Origin of the sequence: Rhodophyticola sp., from assembly GCF_965284195.1 — a bacterium.
Lineage (GTDB): Bacteria > Pseudomonadota > Alphaproteobacteria > Rhodobacterales > Rhodobacteraceae > Rhodophyticola.
In genome coordinates, this window is the sequence record NZ_CBDIRM010000001.1 from 1,161,710 (window position 1) to 1,179,511 (window position 17,802).

Genomic DNA, 17,802 nt, shown 5'->3' on the forward strand with positions numbered 1-17,802 from the left:
CCGGTGCCGCGCCAAATCTCTGGAAAGAATCGCTGCCCCGGCCTATTGCAGGGCCACATCCAGAAGCTGACGTGACGGCATCATGACTGGACGGCAGAAATCATCCCGATCCCGCCATGTCGCGCGGGAGATCAGCTACGCCTCCTCCGCCGCGTCGCGCGGCGGGCGCGCGATGATCCGTGTCCTTGAAAACGCCACCGGACGGCTTGGCCTGATCAGGCTGGCCGAAGGCTATGACGAGGATGTCCGGCAGGGCCGGGACTTCTGGGAGGTCATGGTTCAGCGCTACGGGCTGGAATTGGAGATCGTGGGCGGCAGCCTGTCCAATATCCCCGCCGAAGGGCCGGTGGTGGCGATCGCCAACCATCCCTATGGCATTCTCGACGGGCTGATGATGGGACATATCCTCAGCCAGGCGCGCGGCGACTTCCGTATTCTCGCCCATCGTGTGTTTCGCAAGGCCGAGGATCTGGACCGGGTCATCCTGCCGATCTCCTTCGAGGAGAGCAAGGAGGCGGTGCAGCTCAATATCGAGACGCGCAGGACCGCGCTTCGGTATCTGGAGGCAGGCGGGATCATCGGCATTTTTCCCGGCGGCACCGTGTCCACCGCCAACAAACCGTTCGGCCAGCCGATGGACCCGAACTGGCGCGGGTTCACCGCCCGGATGATCGCGAAATCCGACGCCGCAGTCGTGCCGATCTTCTTCGATGGTCACAACTCGCGCCTGTTCCAGTTGATGAGCCATCTGCATTCGACCCTGCGGATGGGCATGCTGATCAAGGAGTTCCGGGCACGGATCAACACGCCGGTCCGTGTGGCTATCGGCACGCCGATCCCGCGCGCGGATCTGCAGCCTTTCGCAAAAGATACCCGGGCGATGATGGATTTCCTGCGCGAAGCGACCTATGGATTGAGCCCGAATCCTCTGAACCCGAACGAGATCGGGTTCGAGTTCGAGGAACGGCATCGGGACGGTCCCCGGGAAAGGTACTGACAGACAGATGGCAGTCGGAATTTTCGACAGCGGATTGGGCGGCCTGACCGTTCTGGATGCGGTGAGCAAACGGCTGCCGGAGGTGCCGTTTGTCTATTTCGGCGACAACGCGCATACCCCCTACGGCGTGCGCGACGCCGACGATATCTACAATCTGACGACCGCAGGCGTGCAGCAACTCTTCGATGCGGGCTGCGATCTGGTGATCCTCGCCTGCAATACCGCCAGCGCGGCGGCGCTTCGCCGGATGCAGGAGGGCTGGGTGCCGGCGGACAAGCGCGTGCTTGGCGTGTTCGTGCCCCTGATCGAGGCGTTGACCGAACGCAATTGGGGCGACAACTCTCCGCCGCGCGAAGTGGCGGTGAAGCATGTGGCGCTGTTTGCGACCCCGGCCACGGTGTCCAGCCGCGCCTTTCAACGGGAATTGGCGTTTCGTGCCATAGGGGTAGACGTTGAAGCTCAACCTTGCGGCGGGGTTGTGGATGCGATCGAGGATGGCGACATGATCCTAGCCGAGGCCTTGGTGCGCTCCCATGTGGAGGCGCTGCAACGGCGGATGCCAAAGCCGGACGCGGCGATCCTGGGCTGTACCCATTACCCGATCATGGAAGAGATTTTTCGCGACGCGCTCGGGCCCGATGTTGCCGTCTATTCCCAGGCCAATCTGGTGGCGGAGAGCCTTGCCGATTATCTGGACCGGCACCCCGACAAGCTTGGAGCGGGAGTGGAAAGCAAGTTTCTGACCACCGGCAACCCCAAGACGGTGGGCGCGAAGGCCACGCGGTTTCTGCGGCGGGAAATTCCGTTCCAACTTGCGGAGTGACCTGCGCGACGGTGAGCCCCGTGATGGGGGGGGGCGCGGCGCGCATCCATGAAGATTGGTGAGGTTGCAGTAGCGATCTTGATTTGAAACCTCCCCGCATTTCGCCTAAGCCGCGCGGGCAGACTTGCGAGGCGAAAACCATGACCCATTCCATCGCGATCCTCGGGGCGTCGGGCTATACCGGGGCGGAGCTTGTCCGGGTGCTCTCCACCCATCCCGACATGGAGATCAAGGCCTTGACCGGCGACCGCAAGGCCGGGATGGCGATGGCGGAGGTCTTCCCGTTCCTGCGGCATCTGGACCTACCGCTTCTGCAAAGGATCGATGAGGTCGATTTCGGCAATATAGACCTGGCGTTCTGTGCGTTGCCGCATGCGACATCGCAGAGTGTTATCAAAGCGTTGCCCTCTGGTCTTAAGGTTGTGGATCTGTCGGCTGATTTCCGGCTTCGCGATGCGGACGCCTATCGGAAATGGTACGGCAAACCCCATGACGCGCCGGAGTTGCAGGCCGAGGTGGTCTATGGCCTGACCGAGTTCTACCGGGATCAGATCCGCCGTGCGCGGCTGGTGGCCGGCACCGGCTGCAACGCGGCCACGGGGCAATATGCGCTGGTGCCGCTGATCAAGGCCTCGGTGATCGATGTCGACGAGATCATCATCAACCTGATTACAGGTGTGTCCGGCGCGGGGCGGAGCCTGAAGGAAAACCTGCTTCACGCGGAACTGTCCGAAGGTGCGAATGCCTATGCCATCGGCGGCACCCATCGGCATCTGGGAGAATTCGACCAGGAATTCAGCAAGTTGGCCGGACGGCCCGTAGAGGTGCAGTTCACACCCCACCTCGCGCCGATGAACCGGGGCATCCTCGCCACGGTCTATGTCAGGGGCGATGGGCAGGCCGTTTACGACACATTGAGCGCGGCCTATGCAGGCGAACCGTTCATTCAGATGCTGCCTTTTGGCGCAGCCCCCTCGACACATGATGTGCGAGGCTCCAATTATGTCCATGTCGGTGTGGCGGCGGATCGGCGAGAGGGGCGGGCACAGGTCTTTGTGGCGCTCGACAATCTGACCAAGGGATCCTCGGGGCAGGCGATACAGAACGCCAACCTGATGCTGGGGATCGAGGAGACGACGGGGCTGACTATGGCGCCGCTGTTTCCGTGAAACGGAGGATGAGGCCATGAGGGGCCTGAAAAAACAACGCCGCATTCAGGTGATCATGCTGGCGACGCTCTGCCTGGCCGGGGCGGCGGCACTGATCGGCTACGGATTTCGCGACGGGATCAACTTCTTCCGCCCGCCATCCGACGTGGTGGCGGCGCCGCCGCCGCCTGAAGAGGTCTTCCGCATCGGAGGGCTGGTCGAGGAGGGCACGCTGGTCCGCGGACAGGGCGAGACGATCACCTTCAACGTGACCGATGGCGGTGCGTCGGTCGCGGTGGCCTATACCGGCGTTCTGCCCGACCTTTTCGGCGAGGGGGAGGGGATGGTCGGCACCGGATCCTATGTCGATGGCGTATTCCAGGCGACGGAGATTCTGGCACGCCATGACGAGACCTACATGCCGGCCGAGGTGATCGAGGCATTGCAGGACCAGGGTGTCTACCGCGATCCGGGATCGAGCTGAGCGCGATAAAGGCGCGCGGTCTCCGCCGTGTGAGGCGAGGTCGCGATACCGTAACGGATCGCGCGCGCGGCTTTTAATCAAGTTTTAGGAATTTTGTGTTTCCTTCAGTTCAGTTGAACCACTGAGCATGGAGGGCGAACCCATGCAGTCGGTTCACCAGATTGCATCCGAAATCCTTGACCGCGAAGGCGGCTTTGTGAACGATCCGGATGACCCGGGCGGCGCCACGAATTTCGGCGTCACCATCCATACGATGCGGCGTCTGGGGCTGGATCTGACCGGCGATGGCGAAGTCTCGGTCGAGGATGTGCGGGCGCTGACCCGCGATCAGGCCCGTGATATCTTTGTTGAACACTATTTCGAGCGCCCATCCATCGACATGCTGCCCGAGGCGCTGCATGCAACGGTGTTCGACATGTATGTCAATGCGGGATCGAACGCCGTGACGCTCCTGCAGCGATTGCTGCGCGACATGGGGCTGGACATTGTCGTGGACGGGGTGATCGGGCCGCAGACCATTCGCGCCGCCTTCGCCGCGGAGCGGGACGCGCCCGAGCATCTGGTCGATGCCTATGGAATTGCCCGCCGGAATTACTACTACCGGCTGGCCGATCACCGGCCCGCAAGCCGCAAATATGCCCGCAGGCGCGATGGCGGCAAGGGGGGCTGGATCACCCGGGCGGAGGAGTTCATCTCCCCCCGCTATCATCTGAGTGCTGCGGAACACCGGGCGCGGGTGGCGGCATGGGATTGATCCGCCGGGCCATTGGCGGGGCGGCAGCCGCGCGCGCCCTTGGGGAGGCCGCCGAGGGCGTGGCGGAAGTCTTCGTGCCCAACGCCACGCGGCGGATGGAATTGAGCGCCGAGGCGCACCGCGCGGCCCTCGACAGTCATTCGGAAGAGTTTCAATACGTGCGCCCCGGTCTGTTTGACCGTTTCGTGAACGGGCTGAACCGGTTGCCCCGTCCAATGCTGGCCCTCGGCACGCTCGGCTTGTTCATATACGCGATGATCGACCCGCTCAGCTTCGCGGAGCGGATGGTCGGTCTTGCCGAGGTGCCGGAGCCGCTATGGTGGCTGTTGGGCGCGATCGTCAGCTTCTATTTCGGCGCGCGGGAGCTGCATTACTTCCGCATCCCGCGCGCGCCCGAGCCGAGCCCCGGGCCGGTGCCGCGTCCGGTACGGGATGAGAACCCGGCCTTGTCGGCATGGCGGAACGACGCCGCCCGCCGCCAGAGATGATCGCCGCGGGGCCGGTGGTGCCCCGCAGGCGGGTATGATACCTCTTGATCGAACGGCCCCACGACTCGCGATCCTGCGACAAAGACCGATCTGATCCATGCCCCCACACCCGGCCCGCGCGGCCTATTTCCTTGATTTCGACGGCTGCCTTGTCGCGCTTGCGCGCCGGCCCGATGCGGTTGTGGTCCCGGTCGGGCTTGTGGCGCTCCTGAACCGGTTGCACCGGCGCGCGGGCGGTGCGCTGGCATTGGTGTCCGGCCGTGCGATCTCCGATCTGGTGGGTATGCTCCCGGGTCTTGTGGTGCCGATGATCGGCAGTCACGGGGCCGAACGGCTCTGGCGGCGCGGGCGGGTGGAGCGGCTCGATGTCGATCGCACCGTTCTGGACCGCGCAATCGACCGGGTGACGGATGTGGCCCGGACCGCGCCGGGCTTTCTGGTGGAGGTCAAGCCGGTCGCCGTGGGTCTGCATTACCGCGCCGATCCGTCCCTTGCCGAAAAAGCCGGGCACGCGATGTCCGGAATAGCCGAGGACGCGCCCGGATTTCATCTGCACCCGTCCAAGCAGCTGATCGAATTGCGGCCCGACGGCGCCGGCAAGGGGCACGCGGTTGCCACATTGCTGGCGGAGCCGCCCTTTCGCGGACGAAAACCGGTAGTGTTCGGCGACGATCTGACCGATGAGCCCGCCTTTGCCATCGCCAATCGGCGGGGGGGCGTTTCGGTGAAGGTGGGCCCCGGCAGGACCGCCGCCCGTCACCGCCTAGCGGACCCCTCCCGGGTGCGGCAGGTTCTCAGCACATGGGGCAGGGCGTGATGGGCAAGGGCCGTCTGGTTGTGGTGTCGAACCGGCTGCCGCTCGGGCCCAACCCGTCCGGCGGGCTGGTGGTGGCCCTGAAGGATGCCTTCGATGAGGCCGGCGGCATCTGGGTCGGCACGTCGGGGCGTCAGAGCGAGACGCCGAAGGCCCGGTTCGACAGCCATCCGGGGCTTCCATTCGACCGACTGAGCTTCGATCTGACCGAGGCCGAATACGAACACTACTATCTGGGTTACTCGAATTCCGTGCTCTGGCCGCTGTTTCATGGGCGCGCGGACCTGATGGAGACGCGCAGCCGGTTCCTCGCGGATTACCGCGCCGTGAATGCGCGGCTGGCGCAGATGCTGGCCGGCGTCGTTCATCGGGACGATGTGATCTGGGTGCAGGATTACCACCTTCTGCCGCTGGCGCAGGCCTTGCGGGCCACGGGCGTCAGCAACCGGATCGGCTTTTTCCTGCACATTCCGTTCCCGGCGCTTTACGACATCATGGCCCTGCCCAATTCGGAGGAATTCATCGGCTGGCTTGCGGCCTATGATCTGGTGGGCCTTCAGGCAAGGCGCGATGTGGCCCGGCTGCTGGAAGCGTTCCGGTCGCGCCCGGATGTAGAGCTGATGCCGGACGGATCGGCGAAACTGGGCGAGCAGCGGGTGGAGGCCAGAAGCTTTCCGATCGGCATCGATGCGGCCGCCTTCGCGCGGGAAGCGGCTAATGCGTTCGAGGTGCAGCCGCGGGTTCCGCTGGAACCCGGTGAGCGGCTGATCATCGGTGTTGACAGGCTCGACTACTCAAAGGGAATCCCGAACCGTTTCAAGGCGTTCAGGCGGCTTCTTGAAGTCCATCCCGAGTTGAACGGATTGGTCAGCCTGCTCCAGATCGCACCTCCGACGCGCGAAGAGGTGGCGGCCTATCAGGACATCCGCAGCGAGTTGGAGCAGCTTTCGGGCCAGATCAACGGCGCCTATGCCGATCTGACCTGGACCCCGATCCGGTACATCCACCGCGCGGTGCCGCGGGCGCGGTTGGCGGGGCTTTACCGGCAGGCGGCGGTCGGTCTGGTCACGCCGCTGGCCGATGGCATGAACCTGGTGGCCAAGGAATACGTGGCCGCTCAGAACGCCGAAGACCCGGGCGTTCTGGTCCTGTCGGATTTTGCGGGGGCCGCCGAACAGATGGAAGATGCGCTTCTGGTGAACCCGTTCGATCTGGATCAGGTCGCCGAGGCGGTCGCGCGCGCCCTTAAGATGCCCAAGGGCGAGCGCCGCGCACGGCACGAGGCGCTAATGGAGGGGCTGCTGGCGCAGGATATCACCTGGTGGTCGCGAAAGTATCTGGCGGCGCTGCGGGGGGTGCCGCGTGGCTTGGAATAGCCCGACATGCGACAATTCGATGCCGGATACTGCCTCCGGTTCTGCGACAGAAGCGCCCCGCGCGCCGTCAGCGCGCGGTCTTTAATCCCGAGGTGCGGCGCGCCACCTTTCCTCGACAAGCGACCTGTGTCATCTGTTCTGGAACAGAAGTTTCAGAGGCCATTCATGCTCGGAACCGTTTCGCTTGTTGCTCTTTTCGTCCTTGGCCTGTTGAGCATGTCCCCGTGGCTGATCATCCCATTCGCTGTCGTCAACGCCTTCATTGGTGTGCACTTCCCCGCAGGAAAGGCCGACATGCTTCGCGAACGCGGGACGTATTGGCAGGTTCTGCTGTCGTCTTTGCCCCTTCAGGCGGTCTTTGCAGGGGGGGTTTTTGGCATCGGCTACGTGGTCGGCCTGTTGTTCAACTGACACGCCTGCCATTCACCAAGGCTTTCACCCCTCGGTGTCCGGTATGGTGTCCAATTCGAAAACTCAATGACAAGTGGCGGAGAGACAGTCCGGAAGTAGCAAACGTGAAAACATCTATATCATTGTTTTAATGTTATTTATTTAATCGACGTGCTGCAAGTTGTGCAGCAAAATGTGCAGCAAAAAAAACGGCAGAGGTAGAGACCTAACGACGGACGGGTTGAAAAAACGATGCTCTAGAAAACTCCAATCACTCTTAACTTTCTGACCCATCGCGCCCGCTTCCAGTAGCAGCTGGCAACGGTCAAGTTTCAGATCAGAGATCGAAACAGCCGCGCTACCGGCCGAGGCTGTGTGAAAACCCGGTAATGTTGTATGCTCTACGCAAAGGGCAGGAGCAGGCATGGCGGGTTTCATCGAGGGTGTCGATCGCGGCCAGGTGTCGCTGTTTCCGGAGCGGCTGGAGGAGTGGATCGACGAAGAACACCCGGTTCGGGTCATCGATCTCTTCGTCGAGGATCTCGACCTTGTCGGGCTCGGGTTCGAACGGACCTCCGCCGCGCGGACGGGACGGCCCGGCTATCATCCTGGCGTCCTGCTCAAGCTGTTCATCTACGGCTACCTGAACCGCATTCCGTCGAGCCGACGCCTGGAGCGCGAGGCCGGTCGGAACGTGGAGCTGATGTGGCTGACCGGTCGGCTGGTTCCCGATCACAAGACGATCGCGGACTTCCGGCGCGACAACGGTCCGGCGATCCGGCGTAGCTGCGCGGCATTCGTCGATCTGTGCCGCCGGATGGGCGTCCTCAAGGGCGACTGCGTCGCGATCGACGGGAGCAAGTTCAAGGCGGTAAACAACCGCGATCGGAACTTCACGAAGGGCAAGATCACCAGCCGGCTCGCGCATCTCGAAGCGAGCGTCGAGCGCTACATCGACGAAATGGTTCGCATCGACCGCCAGGAGGCAGGCGAAGAGCGGGCGGAGAGGGTCGACAATCTCGGCCGGCGCTACGCGCGTGTCCAGAAGGAGATCCAGCGCCTTCGGAGCATGGAACGTGCGCTGGAAGACGCGCCCGACGGCCAGATTTCTCTGACCGATCCGGATGCCCGCGCCATGGCAACCAGCGCAAAGAACAGCGGCACGGTCGGCTACAACGTCCAGGCCGCCGTGGATGCCGAGACCCATCTGATCGTCACTCATGACGTCACCAATCACCGGCACGACCGCGACCAGCTCGCGGCCATGGCCAAAGCGTCCAAAGCAGCGCTTTGTCGCGACGAGCTCAGCGCGATCGCTGACAAGGGCTACTTCAGCGGCCGAGAAATCCTTGCCTGCCACGAGGCGAGTATCGTCACCACGGTTCCCCGCCCCGAAACCTCGGGCAACCGCAAGAGGGGCATGTATGTGAAGGCCGACTTCGCCTACGACGACGCCCGCGACATCTATCGCTGCCCGGCCGGGGAGGAGCTGACCTATCGCTACACGACGGAGGAGGACGGTCTGCAGTTGCGTCGCTACTGGACGAACGCGTGCCGGGATTGCCCGCTCAAGAACCGCTGCACTACCGGCAAAGAACGCCGGATCACCCGCTGGGAACACGAGCATCTGGTCAAGGAGATGCAGGACCGGATCCGCGGTGGCGGGGGATGGATGCGACTCCGACGTGCGACCGTCGAGCACCCGTTCGGGACGATCAAGGCGTGGATGGGCGCGACCCATTTCCAGATGCGGCGATTGAAGAACGTCCGAACCGAGATGGCGCTGCAGGTTCTGGCTTACAACATCAAGCGAATGCTCTCAATGATGGGAACGAGAGGCCTGATGGCGGCGCTATCGGTCTGACAGGCGGGGCAGAACTCGCGTCTCGAAGCCAAAACCCGTCTGCAGCAAAGAACTGACCTCCACCACGCCGCTCAGCTCGGAGTTTCCACACAGCCTCGGCCCGAAGCAGACATTTAAAATCGCTACGGCGAACGACGGCTCCGAGCCCAACCCCGCCATTGCCATTTTGTGCTGCGCGCGCTCGCAGCGTGAGAAATGCTGCGTGTCCAAGAAAATTCGTGCTGCTGTGCGGCGGAAATAGCGGCCATTCATGCCGATCGCAGCGAGGATCAAACATCGGATTCACAGGGTTCCACTTCACCCAACTGACAGCTCTTGGCAATTGCAGCGCGTTACACCCGCATCATCATTGAACAGGAGAAAAAATATGATGATCAAAACAGTATTAGCGTCGAGCATGGGACTTGCATTGACCGCAGGAGCAGCTCTTGCCTGCGACACAGCCGCTACAGCCGACGCGAGCGTCGTTGAGGTGGTGGAGTTCCGTCTGGCAGAGGGTGCAAATCAAAAAGACTTCATGGCCAGTGTCGCCGCCCTTGAGGCTTCGTTTCTGTGTAACGCGCCGGGCTATGTCTCGCGCACATTGACCCAATCCGAAGACGGCGTCTGGCTGGACATGGTGTATTGGACCTCACTGGATGAAGCTCTGGCGGCGGCGGATGCAATTATGACGGACGACAGCGCTATGAGCTTCATGCAGGCTATCGACCCTGAAAGCATTGACATGGCGCATTGGCCTATTGTGAGCCAAGCAAACTGACCTTGAAGGCGTGCAGTTTGGACATCCAAGCTGCACGCCTTTGTCTAAGACGCTACACCTCTTTCGGTGTTCGCGCGGTGAAGGCGACGGCGGCGATGATCGCGCCGGGTATCAGCAACGACAGGATGAAGCCAAGCGGCCCTACACCATCCATTGCAAGCCCCGCCACAACCGGGCCGATGATTGAGCCGAGTTGATAGAGAACGAGAAACGCCGCCGATGCCACGGCGAGCTTTGCCGGTGGGAACCGCTCGCCCAGAAGGGTGAGAGACAAGCCGTAAAGCGCAAGGATCAGCCCGCCTGTCATGAATGCAGCAAGGTAGATCACGAGGCCGGTTGCAACGTGCAGCAAAATTGCGACCGCAATCAGCACAAGCCCGATCAACCCAAGCAAGCGCTGCCTGCCAACTCTATCCGCCAAAAGTCCTGCGCCGAACTGTAACAGCACGCCGCCAACCACACAGGTTGTAAGCAGCCGCAGCGTGCCTGTCTCATCCAGCCCGATATCCAGCCCCCAGATCGTGAGTAGGGAGAAGATGAGCGCTTCGGTAAAGCCCGCAAGAAACGCACCGACCGCCATAACGGGCACTGCGCGCGCGGCAGAGAGAATGCCTGATCCAGCTTCTGCCTCAATCGGTGGTGCGAACCGCCCGACCATCACCAGTGGCAGGACCGCGAGAGCCAAGGCACTGCACCCCAATGCAAATGGCATAAACCCTTCGATCCCGACAGCATCCAGAACGAGCGGCCCGACCGAGAACCCCGTGAACAGGCAGGCAACATAGCCTGCGATGACACGGCCACGGCTTTCCTCTTTAGCGGCTGTATTGATCCAAATGTCCCCAACGAGCCAAGGCAGGGCCAGACCTGCGCCGATGATGAACCGCGCGACGATCCAGACAGGCACGCTTTGAATAGCATACATAATCAGCAAGCCGCCGATCCCGATAGCACAGCCCACCATCATCGCGCGGATCGCGCCCAATCGCTTTGCCACATGTGGCAATACAGGCATGAACAGCAAGATAGCGAGAGGTGCCATGGCCCCCGATAGGCCGATGACCCAACCAGAACTGCCCCAGGCCTCCATAGTCAGGGATGTGAGCGGAAAGGTCAGGCCAAGGGTCATGCCAATCCCAAGCATATGCAGCATCACGGCTCCGAGGCTCAGCCGTCGTTCATTTGTCGTCAGCTCCATCAGGCGGACCACGCTTCGGCCAATGCCGTTGCCTCATCCAGTGCAGACGCCATCGCCGCATCGGCGGCGTCCGGCCCTGCGAACATCATTGGTCTGGCGGCGACAAAGCGCATGTCCGTCACCCCCATAAAGCCAAGGATTGCGCGGAAGTATGGCGTCAGGCAGTCCAAGCCCTCGAACATGTCGCCTGTACCGTAGGCACCGCCAGCGGTGCTGAGCACAGCCACACGCTTGTCGCCCAATAGGCCTTTCACCCCTGTCTCGTCCGAGACAAAGGTTTTGCCGTTGCGCGAGAGGTGATCGAAGAACGCCTTGAGCGGCGACGGCATGCTGAAGTTGTAGATCGGTGTTCCGACCACAAGGGCATCTGCGGCCAGCACGCGCACGACGATATCGTCAGATGCTTGGATGGCAGCGCGCATGTCTGCCGTATCGTCGTCTGCCGGGATCGAGATTGCAGCGGTTTCCAACGCGCCAAAATGACGGGGCGTATCAACCGCCAGATCGAGGCGATCAATGTGCAGTTCGGGAACGCAGCCCCGTAGTGCTTTAACAAAATGAGCAGAGAGTTTGCGGGAGTGAGAGCCTTCGGTCCGGGCGGAGGCATCGACGTGTAGAATCTTCATGGGGTTCCTTTCGAGTTCTGTGCAAACCCATGACAGACCTCAACTGACACGAATTGTCAGTTGAGGTGGTCTAGACGCTCCAAATCGGATAAAAAAACAACTGGAGAACACCATGTCAAAGAACGTCATCGAAACTGTCACATTCAAGCTCAACGACGACGTCAGCCGTGAAGACTTCATCGCTGCTGCGCAAGAGATGAGCCCTTGGGTCGAAGCCCGTCCGGGCTTCATGCACCGCCGTTTGTCCTGCATGGAGGACGGTACATGGATCGAACATATCCAGTGGCAGGATATGGATGCCGCTAAAGCCGCTGCCGCAGAGATTGGCAAGGCCCCCAGCAATGCCAACTTTTTGTCCGCCATCAATGGTCCCACCGTCCAGCTCATGCATTCCGAGTTGGAAGTGGTGATTAACTGACCAGATGAAGCGCAGCGCCCGTCTTGCGGAAATCGTGGAGATCGTCCGGGATGGGCGGCTCCACCTTGCGCGCGACATTGCGGATGCGCTCGAAGTGTCGGTGCGGACAGTCTACCGCGACATCGACACATTGGTGGCTAGCGGTGTGCCAATAGATGGTGAGCGCGGCGTCGGCTACATGCTGCGCGAGCCGGTGTTTCTGCCACCAATGGCCCTGTCGCTGACCGAGCTTGAAGCGTTGAGCCTTGGCATGGCGATTGTGCAGGAAGCGGCAGACGAGGAAATGCAGACAGCGGCGCGTGCGGTAATGGATAAGGTAGGTGAACACGCCTCGAACCGGCGCAGCGCGCCAAAGTCATGGGGATTCGGCGTCTATGAGTTCGAGCGCGCCCGCGAAGGGTTTAAACATATGCCGCTTCTACGCCGGGCAATCCGCGAAGGGCTGAAGCTACGCATCGACTATCTGTCGTTGGCAGATGAGACATCAACCCGTGTTATCCGCCCATTGCAAACTGACTATTGGGGCCGGGTCTGGACCTGTTCGGCGTGGTGTGAACGACGCGGAGGCTTCCGGGCGTTCCGCATCGACCGGATGCAAAGCTGTGAACCAACCGGGGCAAACTTCCAACGAGAAGCCGGAAAAACAATCGAGGATTATCTAAAGCATGTCGCAGACCAAATGGATCGGGACGGATACAGTTCATAGCCACATCACAACACAGCTTGAGGGCGTGATACCCAAGGACGCATGGGGCGAAACCTCCTATTTCTACAATCCCGGACGCGTCTTTGATCGCGGAACGTATTTTGCCACGATCAAGGAAAAGAACGGCGACAACGACAAAGCGTCTGGCTTGGACCGCGACGGCGTTTGGCGGCTGAACATGGGTGTCAGCAAAGGTGCCTATTTTGAGCTGTTCGGCCCACCACCGCCAAGACCCGGTAAAGGCGGAATTGTGGATGGTGATTGGGATTTTACGGCGCTTGATACACTGACGCCACATCCAATCTATGGCTGGATGTCCTGGGTCGCAGTGCTGAACCCATCACTCGCGACATGGGCGACGTGTCAGGAGCTACTCGCGGACGCGCACGGGCGCGCTAAGGTGACGTTTGAGAAGCGTGTTAAGCAGAAGCGCTGAGATGATTGTTTGGATCATAGCAACCGCGCCGCTGTGGCCAAGGCCCCTTACTCATGTTCGTCGTGTTGCAGCGACTGCACGAACATGAGCGTCAAACATCGGAAACATGCCGACCGCAATATCGCGGATGTGGTCGGGCGCACTCTTCAGGGTACCCTCTCTTAGTATCATCCGAGATTGAACTCTACTTTGGGAGGAAGATCATTAGATGGTGCATTTACCAGCTACATCTGAGGAATTCTGTTTCCACTTGATGTGCTTTTAACAACCTCACGAATACGCTTTGAACGGGTCTTTTCTGTCTTTGCGAGTTTGAGCGCTTCCAAAAGTGCTGCGAAGGGGGCTTCAAGATGCTCTTTGTACCGTGCTTTGTGCGCGTTAAACCATTCTTTGTTGTTCGACGCTTTCAACTCGTTTAGAAAAGCAAACCCATCCGATGAAAATCCACTCACTATTCTTCTCCATTTATCTGCGGGGATTCAGCTGCCTCAGGAGCGACCAGCACTCGTACCCGACTGTTTTATAAACTATTTGTTTCGTCATACGCCCCCAGTCGTGGTGGAAAGCGCAGCTTTGACCGTAGCGAGAAGGTTCGTTTTGGCCCAATAATCCGCGTCTGATATCTGATGTAGGACTGTGTTTACTCCGGGAAACGCAATCACCACACAACCAAGAGACTTGGCTGCCGCGACACTGTCCGTCGTCAGGGTTTTTGGAACCAAGAGCTGCGTAATCTAAGAGAGAGTTTGGCTCATCTTGTTGGTTTGATTATGCGGCGTGCTGGCGGTGATGCAAGCGTCGGGCTTCGAGTGTCTTTCGTTTGATCCTTTCGCGTTGTTTTAGAATGGCTTTGTCACGTCCGAAGTAGACGTCAGCGGGTGTGACGTTGTTGATGCTCTCGTGGTAGCGCTGATGATTGTAGTGGTCGACGAAGGCTTCGATCTGGGCCTCAAGATCACCCGGCAGGAAGTAGTTTTCCAGTAAGATCCGGTTCTTCAGGGTTTGGTGCCATCGTTCGATCTTGCCTTGGGTTTGCGGATGATACGGCGCACCGCGAGAATGCTTCATGCCCTTGTCCTGCAACCACTCAGCCAAGTCGCCAGAGACGTAGCTTGATCCGTTATCACTCAGCAGGCGTGGCTTGTGGACGACATGAACTTGGTCGCCCCCATCGCCTGTCATGCTTTTTTTGAGAAGACGCAATTCGAGCGTCTGTTCCGCGACGACTTCCTTGAGATCCTTTGCTTCGCGGCGCAGTTCCTTGACCTCGTCAGTGTTTGCTGCACGCGCCGTATCGCCAGCTAAACGCTTCTTACCGGCTTCCATGAAGTCCTTTGACCATTTGTAATAGATGCCCTGCGATATGCCTTCACGGCGGCACAGCTCAGCAATGCTGTCTTCGCCACGCAGGCCATCCAACACGATCCTGATCTTCTCTTCAGATGAATATTGCTTGCGCGTTGCACGCTTGATGTCTTTGACGATCTTCTCGCCAGGGCTCTTCGTTGTCTTTCTCATCGTCCACTCCTCGTGGCTACGATGAGCAACAAACCCTCCCTTAGCAAATAACGCTATTTGGACCCATAGGCGCTGACGTCAGACACTTTTCTGCGGGAACGGGCGAGACTGCATTCGAAGCAATGGCGAAGATTTTAGAAAGGATTTCAGACTCTTGAAAAGGGCTCCGCATTCATTGAATTGCGGAAGGTACGGCTTCGGAAAAGAGCCCAGTCGTTGTCATCAATGACTGCTTCGGAGACATACACGGCACTGCAGCGGTGACCGCGCTGCACAAGCGAACAGATGCTGCGTCAGCGAAAGAGCCGCGACGAATGTCGGGAAAGTCCCGCTCTGCGGACCTTGATGGATCACGCAGCAAAGGATCGCTTCCCGTCCATCCTGCGTGATCCCGTTGCCGCTTGTTCCCACTACAACCCCAACCCCCTTTGCCTGCCGAAGGTCCAGTCGATCTCGCCGCCGGACATGCCAACTCCGGAGACCTGCAGCCCGATCCGGCGCTCCAGCGTTTGGTTCCATGGCACGAGACTGAAGCCCAACCCGTCATCGATCATCGCGAAGCGTCCGCTGGCCAGTTGCGTGCTGCCAGTCAGTTGGCCTGCGAATTGGTTGCCGGGTGTCACGGGCTTCCATTCTCTCCCTTGTTCCGCAGCCATCGCGCGCCCGACACGTTCCACTTCCCGGCCCTCCAGACGCTGGATGAGGTCGCGCGGGGCGCGAATGCGACCGTCCCCGAGATCGATCGCATCGCCGCGCGCCACCAGCACGCGCTTGCGGCGGTCCATCGCTTGGCCTGCCTCGGCACCAAAGCCGGTCTCCCTGACTGAATCCCGCCGTTGCGCCACTAGTTCCCGATCGAGCCAGGTCGCGCCGTCGCGTGTCACTTGCCGGTCCAGTCCGATCGGTGAGAGCAGGTCCACGCGCGGGCCGGGGCCGTGGCGTTTGCGGTCATGTGTGAGCCCTCGCTCCGGCAGGTCCACAGGCACTTTCCAGTGATCGTCGCTATATCGCTCGACGATTCCAGCGCGGCGTAAGGCTTCAAGCCGCCGCACATGGGCCGCAATAAAGCGGTCCGGATCGGGGCTGATCTTCTGTTCCCGTGCCATCTCGATGTGCCGTGACGGGCGATAGGTGCCGTTGCTCTCTGTGGCCGCGAGTATGTTTCGGTCTGACGCACGCGGCTCTGTTGGCGGCGGTGCCGCCGAGATGATCATCCCGCGTCCGATCTGCTCACAATGCTCGGCACGCAGTTCGATCTGGTGCACGCGACCGTCGGTCCCGTCGATGACCAATTGCACCCGGTCGCCAGACCCGTCGCCTGCGAGCTCCTTGGCGAGGACGCGACCAATGATCTGCTGCTTCAATCCTTCTCCGTGCATGGTGAGCTGAGACGCCCCGCGCAGCGCCGAAAGATCGTTCGCCTCCAATGCATGATACATCGATTTGATGATATCGCCGCGTTCTCCCATCGCCCGTAGCGTGGTTTCCGCGCTGGCCTCAAGCTGCCAGACTCCGGGGTTGATCTGCTCAGCCAGCCCGAGTTTCTCCAGATATTGCGCCCGGCCAATCAACAGCGCGCGATTACGCTTCATCGTCTCCAGCATGTCCTTGTCCGGGCGCAGATCAGCAAATTCGTTGTTCGCCCGCTGCTCGGCCATCAGCATCCGGTCGAGCCGGGTGAAGCGTTCGGCGTGCACTTCGCGGCGCAGCTGATCGGTTACCTGGAGGTCGGTCTGGCGGCCAAGTTCAAACGTCACGATATCGGTCGCCCGCTCCCGGACGCCATGCGCGATATAGTCCCCGGCGATGTTCAGAATCTTGCCGTCATCGGTGATCCCCCGGACCAGGATGTGACTATGCGGGTGGCCGGTGTTGTAGTGATCCACCGCGATCCAATCGAGCCGCGTCTGCAGATCGGCTTCCATCTGCGCCATGATATCTCGGATGGTTTGGCGCATATCGGCAAGTTCGACACCGTCTTCTGCGGAGACGATGAACCGGAACTGGTGGCGGTCCTCACGACCCCGGTCGAGGAAGTCCTGGCCATCGGCCATGTCTTGATCCGCCGAATAGACCTGACCCTTTTCGCCGTCCAGCGTGACACCGTCACGCTCCAGATACCGCAGATGCGCATCGACCGCCTTGCCGCTCACAAACGACCGCCCGCGCGCCGCACCGCGCTGCGGGTTCAGCTTCACGATCCGCGCTTTCACGGTCACCCGGCGGGCACGGGTTCGGGTCCCGTCCGGACTGCGGGACCACGGATTCCGACCTTTCAACTCCGCCGCGACCTTGGCACCCCGACCGCGGGCGTTGAACCGTCCGCTTGCCTTCCTCTTCCCGGCCAGCCTGTTCGGGTCACCGCCCGCCCGGCGGATTGCTCGATGCACGTCGGCCAGGAAGCCTCGTGCCGGGCGCTGCACGCGTGGGGCGCTCTGGGCGCGGTCCCGGACCTTACCGGGACGGATGCGGAACTCGGTCTCATCGCGGGTCATGGGGAGACGATTGGGGGCGCACCGGAACGGATCAAGGGGCGTCTTGGAGTCATCGCAGCGTGGCGTGCAAAGACAGGCTATGGCGTAGGGTGCGTCCCAGTTGCGGCGTTGCGTGGCATGAAAGTGCATTGAATTCATTGGGGAAAGTGTTGAAGCATGCCGCACGCCATCCGCACGCCGACCTCGCCAAACCCCAAAAACCAATGTGCAGACAGCAGCTTAGGGCCGACGGCCCGGGCAGCGAGGAACTCGCTTTATCTTGCCATCCCCTTCAGTTGCTCCCGTCGGCCCTTCCGAAAAGTCCAATGCGTCATGTTCATCATGCCGCCAACGTGCCTGCGCAGCCAATTGGCCAGAGATGATTCGAAGGATGGCGGCATCGCTCTGAGGCGCGGCTGTCGCCAGTCGAATTCATCACGAGACGCAGATATGCCGGACAATCCAACTGTCCGATTTGTACGCTGTGACAGGCCGTTTTGCGCGGATGGGCTGCGTGCTCTGCACAAG

At 60.9% G+C, this 17,802-nt stretch carries 19 protein-coding genes; 14 read left to right on the plus strand and 5 right to left on the minus strand.

The genetic code is table 11. The features are described 5' to 3' along the window. Positions 1-82: 82 nt before the first annotated feature. From ACQ651_RS05775 to ACQ651_RS05825, 11 genes are all read left to right on the plus strand, one after another. A complete protein-coding gene (locus ACQ651_RS05775) occupies positions 83-997 on the plus strand; it encodes a lysophospholipid acyltransferase family protein (protein ID WP_375552321.1) in 915 nt (304 codons plus the stop codon). 7 nt (positions 998-1,004) lie between these two features. Then, positions 1,005-1,820 carry a glutamate racemase gene (locus ACQ651_RS05780; RefSeq protein WP_227287469.1) on the plus strand — a complete coding sequence of 272 codons (816 nt, stop codon included), beginning with the start codon at positions 1,005-1,007 and terminating at the stop codon, positions 1,818-1,820. Positions 1,821-1,960: 140 nt separating this feature from the next. Then, positions 1,961-2,989: an N-acetyl-gamma-glutamyl-phosphate reductase gene (gene argC / locus ACQ651_RS05785; RefSeq protein WP_430448711.1), complete on the plus strand. Its 1,029-nt coding sequence runs from the start codon at positions 1,961-1,963 to the stop codon at positions 2,987-2,989. 16 nt (positions 2,990-3,005) lie between these two features. Further along, the gene (gene ccmE / locus ACQ651_RS05790; RefSeq protein ID WP_227287467.1) at positions 3,006-3,452 is read left to right on the plus strand and encodes a cytochrome c maturation protein CcmE; all 447 of its coding nucleotides are present in this window, start codon (positions 3,006-3,008) and stop codon (positions 3,450-3,452) included. 142 nt (positions 3,453-3,594) lie between these two features. Then, positions 3,595-4,206, plus strand: a complete 612-nt coding sequence (locus ACQ651_RS05795; protein WP_227287466.1) for a holin-associated N-acetylmuramidase — start codon at positions 3,595-3,597, stop codon at positions 4,204-4,206. Beyond that, positions 4,197-4,694, plus strand: a complete 498-nt coding sequence (locus ACQ651_RS05800; RefSeq protein ID WP_430448712.1) for a holin family protein — start codon at positions 4,197-4,199, stop codon at positions 4,692-4,694. Before ACQ651_RS05795 ends, ACQ651_RS05800 begins: the two co-directional genes overlap by 10 nt. A gap of 97 nt (positions 4,695-4,791) precedes the next feature. After that, positions 4,792-5,511, plus strand: a complete 720-nt coding sequence (gene otsB / locus ACQ651_RS05805) for a trehalose-phosphatase (protein ID WP_227287464.1) — start codon at positions 4,792-4,794, stop codon at positions 5,509-5,511. Further along, the gene (locus tag ACQ651_RS05810) at positions 5,496-6,884 is read left to right on the plus strand and encodes an alpha,alpha-trehalose-phosphate synthase (UDP-forming) (RefSeq protein WP_430448713.1); all 1,389 of its coding nucleotides are present in this window, start codon (positions 5,496-5,498) and stop codon (positions 6,882-6,884) included. Before otsB ends, ACQ651_RS05810 begins: the two co-directional genes overlap by 16 nt. A gap of 165 nt (positions 6,885-7,049) precedes the next feature. Further along, positions 7,050-7,295, plus strand: a complete 246-nt coding sequence (locus ACQ651_RS05815) for a hypothetical protein (RefSeq protein WP_430448714.1) — start codon at positions 7,050-7,052, stop codon at positions 7,293-7,295. A 403-nt stretch (positions 7,296-7,698) separates the two neighbouring features. Further along, positions 7,699-9,138, plus strand: a complete 1,440-nt coding sequence (locus ACQ651_RS05820; RefSeq protein ID WP_430448715.1) for an IS1182 family transposase — start codon at positions 7,699-7,701, stop codon at positions 9,136-9,138. A 367-nt stretch (positions 9,139-9,505) separates the two neighbouring features. Beyond that, positions 9,506-9,898, plus strand: a complete 393-nt coding sequence (locus ACQ651_RS05825; RefSeq protein WP_430448716.1) for a hypothetical protein — start codon at positions 9,506-9,508, stop codon at positions 9,896-9,898. Between the two features lie 52 nt (positions 9,899-9,950). Here the strand turns inward: ACQ651_RS05825 and ACQ651_RS05830 are convergent, their stop codons facing one another. After that, positions 9,951-11,096 carry an MFS transporter gene (locus ACQ651_RS05830; protein ID WP_430448717.1) on the minus strand — a complete coding sequence of 382 codons (1,146 nt, stop codon included), beginning with the start codon at positions 11,094-11,096 and terminating at the stop codon, positions 9,951-9,953. Next, complete coding sequence (locus tag ACQ651_RS05835; RefSeq protein ID WP_430448718.1) at positions 11,096-11,722, minus strand: FMN-dependent NADH-azoreductase; 627 nt, start codon at positions 11,720-11,722, stop codon at positions 11,096-11,098. The genes ACQ651_RS05830 and ACQ651_RS05835 overlap by 1 nt, the downstream gene beginning before the upstream one ends. A 112-nt stretch (positions 11,723-11,834) precedes the next feature. Between ACQ651_RS05835 and ACQ651_RS05840 the strand changes: the two genes are divergently transcribed. From ACQ651_RS05840 to ACQ651_RS05850, 3 genes are read left to right on the plus strand one after another with little or no spacing between them, the layout of a single operon-like run. Beyond that, on the plus strand, positions 11,835-12,140 hold the full coding sequence (locus ACQ651_RS05840) for an antibiotic biosynthesis monooxygenase family protein (RefSeq protein WP_430448719.1): 306 nt from the start codon (positions 11,835-11,837) through the stop codon (positions 12,138-12,140). 4 nt (positions 12,141-12,144) lie between these two features. Further along, positions 12,145-12,846 (plus strand): helix-turn-helix transcriptional regulator, encoded by a 702-nt coding sequence (locus ACQ651_RS05845; protein ID WP_430448720.1) that lies wholly within the window; start codon positions 12,145-12,147, stop codon positions 12,844-12,846. Next, entirely contained in the window at positions 12,806-13,282 is a 477-nt protein-coding gene (locus tag ACQ651_RS05850; protein ID WP_430448721.1) for a DUF6194 family protein, read from the plus strand. Before ACQ651_RS05845 ends, ACQ651_RS05850 begins: the two co-directional genes overlap by 41 nt. Before the next feature lie 224 nt (positions 13,283-13,506). On the opposite strand, the gene ACQ651_RS05855 is transcribed toward ACQ651_RS05850, so the two are convergent. From ACQ651_RS05855 to ACQ651_RS05865, 3 genes are all read right to left on the minus strand, one after another. Continuing rightward, entirely contained in the window at positions 13,507-13,734 is a 228-nt protein-coding gene (locus ACQ651_RS05855; protein WP_430448722.1) for a DUF2461 family protein, read from the minus strand. Between the two features lie 316 nt (positions 13,735-14,050). After that, positions 14,051-14,800 carry an integrase core domain-containing protein gene (locus tag ACQ651_RS05860; RefSeq protein ID WP_430448723.1) on the minus strand — a complete coding sequence of 250 codons (750 nt, stop codon included), beginning with the start codon at positions 14,798-14,800 and terminating at the stop codon, positions 14,051-14,053. 410 nt (positions 14,801-15,210) lie between these two features. Then, the gene (locus tag ACQ651_RS05865; RefSeq protein ID WP_430448724.1) at positions 15,211-17,295 is read right to left on the minus strand and encodes a DUF3363 domain-containing protein; all 2,085 of its coding nucleotides are present in this window, start codon (positions 17,293-17,295) and stop codon (positions 15,211-15,213) included. Positions 17,296-17,802: the final 507 nt, after the last annotated feature.

Bases quoted from the DNA above. Each gene is read 5' to 3' on its own strand.
- ACQ651_RS05775 (WP_375552321.1), top strand. From the start codon at position 83: ATGACTGGACGGCAGAAATCATCCCGATCCCGCCATGTCGCGCGGGAG.
- ACQ651_RS05780 (WP_227287469.1), top strand. From the start codon at position 1,005: ATGGCAGTCGGAATTTTCGACAGCGGATTGGGCGGCCTGACCGTTCTG.
- argC (WP_430448711.1), top strand. From the start codon at position 1,961: ATGACCCATTCCATCGCGATCCTCGGGGCGTCGGGCTATACCGGGGCG.
- ccmE (WP_227287467.1), top strand. From the start codon at position 3,006: ATGAGGGGCCTGAAAAAACAACGCCGCATTCAGGTGATCATGCTGGCG.
- ACQ651_RS05795 (WP_227287466.1), top strand. From the start codon at position 3,595: ATGCAGTCGGTTCACCAGATTGCATCCGAAATCCTTGACCGCGAAGGC.
- ACQ651_RS05800 (WP_430448712.1), top strand. From the start codon at position 4,197: ATGGGATTGATCCGCCGGGCCATTGGCGGGGCGGCAGCCGCGCGCGCC.
- otsB (WP_227287464.1), top strand. From the start codon at position 4,792: ATGCCCCCACACCCGGCCCGCGCGGCCTATTTCCTTGATTTCGACGGC.
- ACQ651_RS05810 (WP_430448713.1), top strand. From the start codon at position 5,496: ATGGGGCAGGGCGTGATGGGCAAGGGCCGTCTGGTTGTGGTGTCGAAC.
- ACQ651_RS05815 (WP_430448714.1), top strand. From the start codon at position 7,050: ATGCTCGGAACCGTTTCGCTTGTTGCTCTTTTCGTCCTTGGCCTGTTG.
- ACQ651_RS05820 (WP_430448715.1), top strand. From the start codon at position 7,699: ATGGCGGGTTTCATCGAGGGTGTCGATCGCGGCCAGGTGTCGCTGTTT.
- ACQ651_RS05825 (WP_430448716.1), top strand. From the start codon at position 9,506: ATGATGATCAAAACAGTATTAGCGTCGAGCATGGGACTTGCATTGACC.
- ACQ651_RS05830 (WP_430448717.1), bottom strand. From the start codon at position 11,096: ATGGAGCTGACGACAAATGAACGACGGCTGAGCCTCGGAGCCGTGATG.
- ACQ651_RS05835 (WP_430448718.1), bottom strand. From the start codon at position 11,722: ATGAAGATTCTACACGTCGATGCCTCCGCCCGGACCGAAGGCTCTCAC.
- ACQ651_RS05840 (WP_430448719.1), top strand. From the start codon at position 11,835: ATGTCAAAGAACGTCATCGAAACTGTCACATTCAAGCTCAACGACGAC.
- ACQ651_RS05845 (WP_430448720.1), top strand. From the start codon at position 12,145: ATGAAGCGCAGCGCCCGTCTTGCGGAAATCGTGGAGATCGTCCGGGAT.
- ACQ651_RS05850 (WP_430448721.1), top strand. From the start codon at position 12,806: ATGTCGCAGACCAAATGGATCGGGACGGATACAGTTCATAGCCACATC.
- ACQ651_RS05860 (WP_430448723.1), bottom strand. From the start codon at position 14,800: ATGAGAAAGACAACGAAGAGCCCTGGCGAGAAGATCGTCAAAGACATC.
- ACQ651_RS05865 (WP_430448724.1), bottom strand. From the start codon at position 17,295: ATGACCCGCGATGAGACCGAGTTCCGCATCCGTCCCGGTAAGGTCCGG.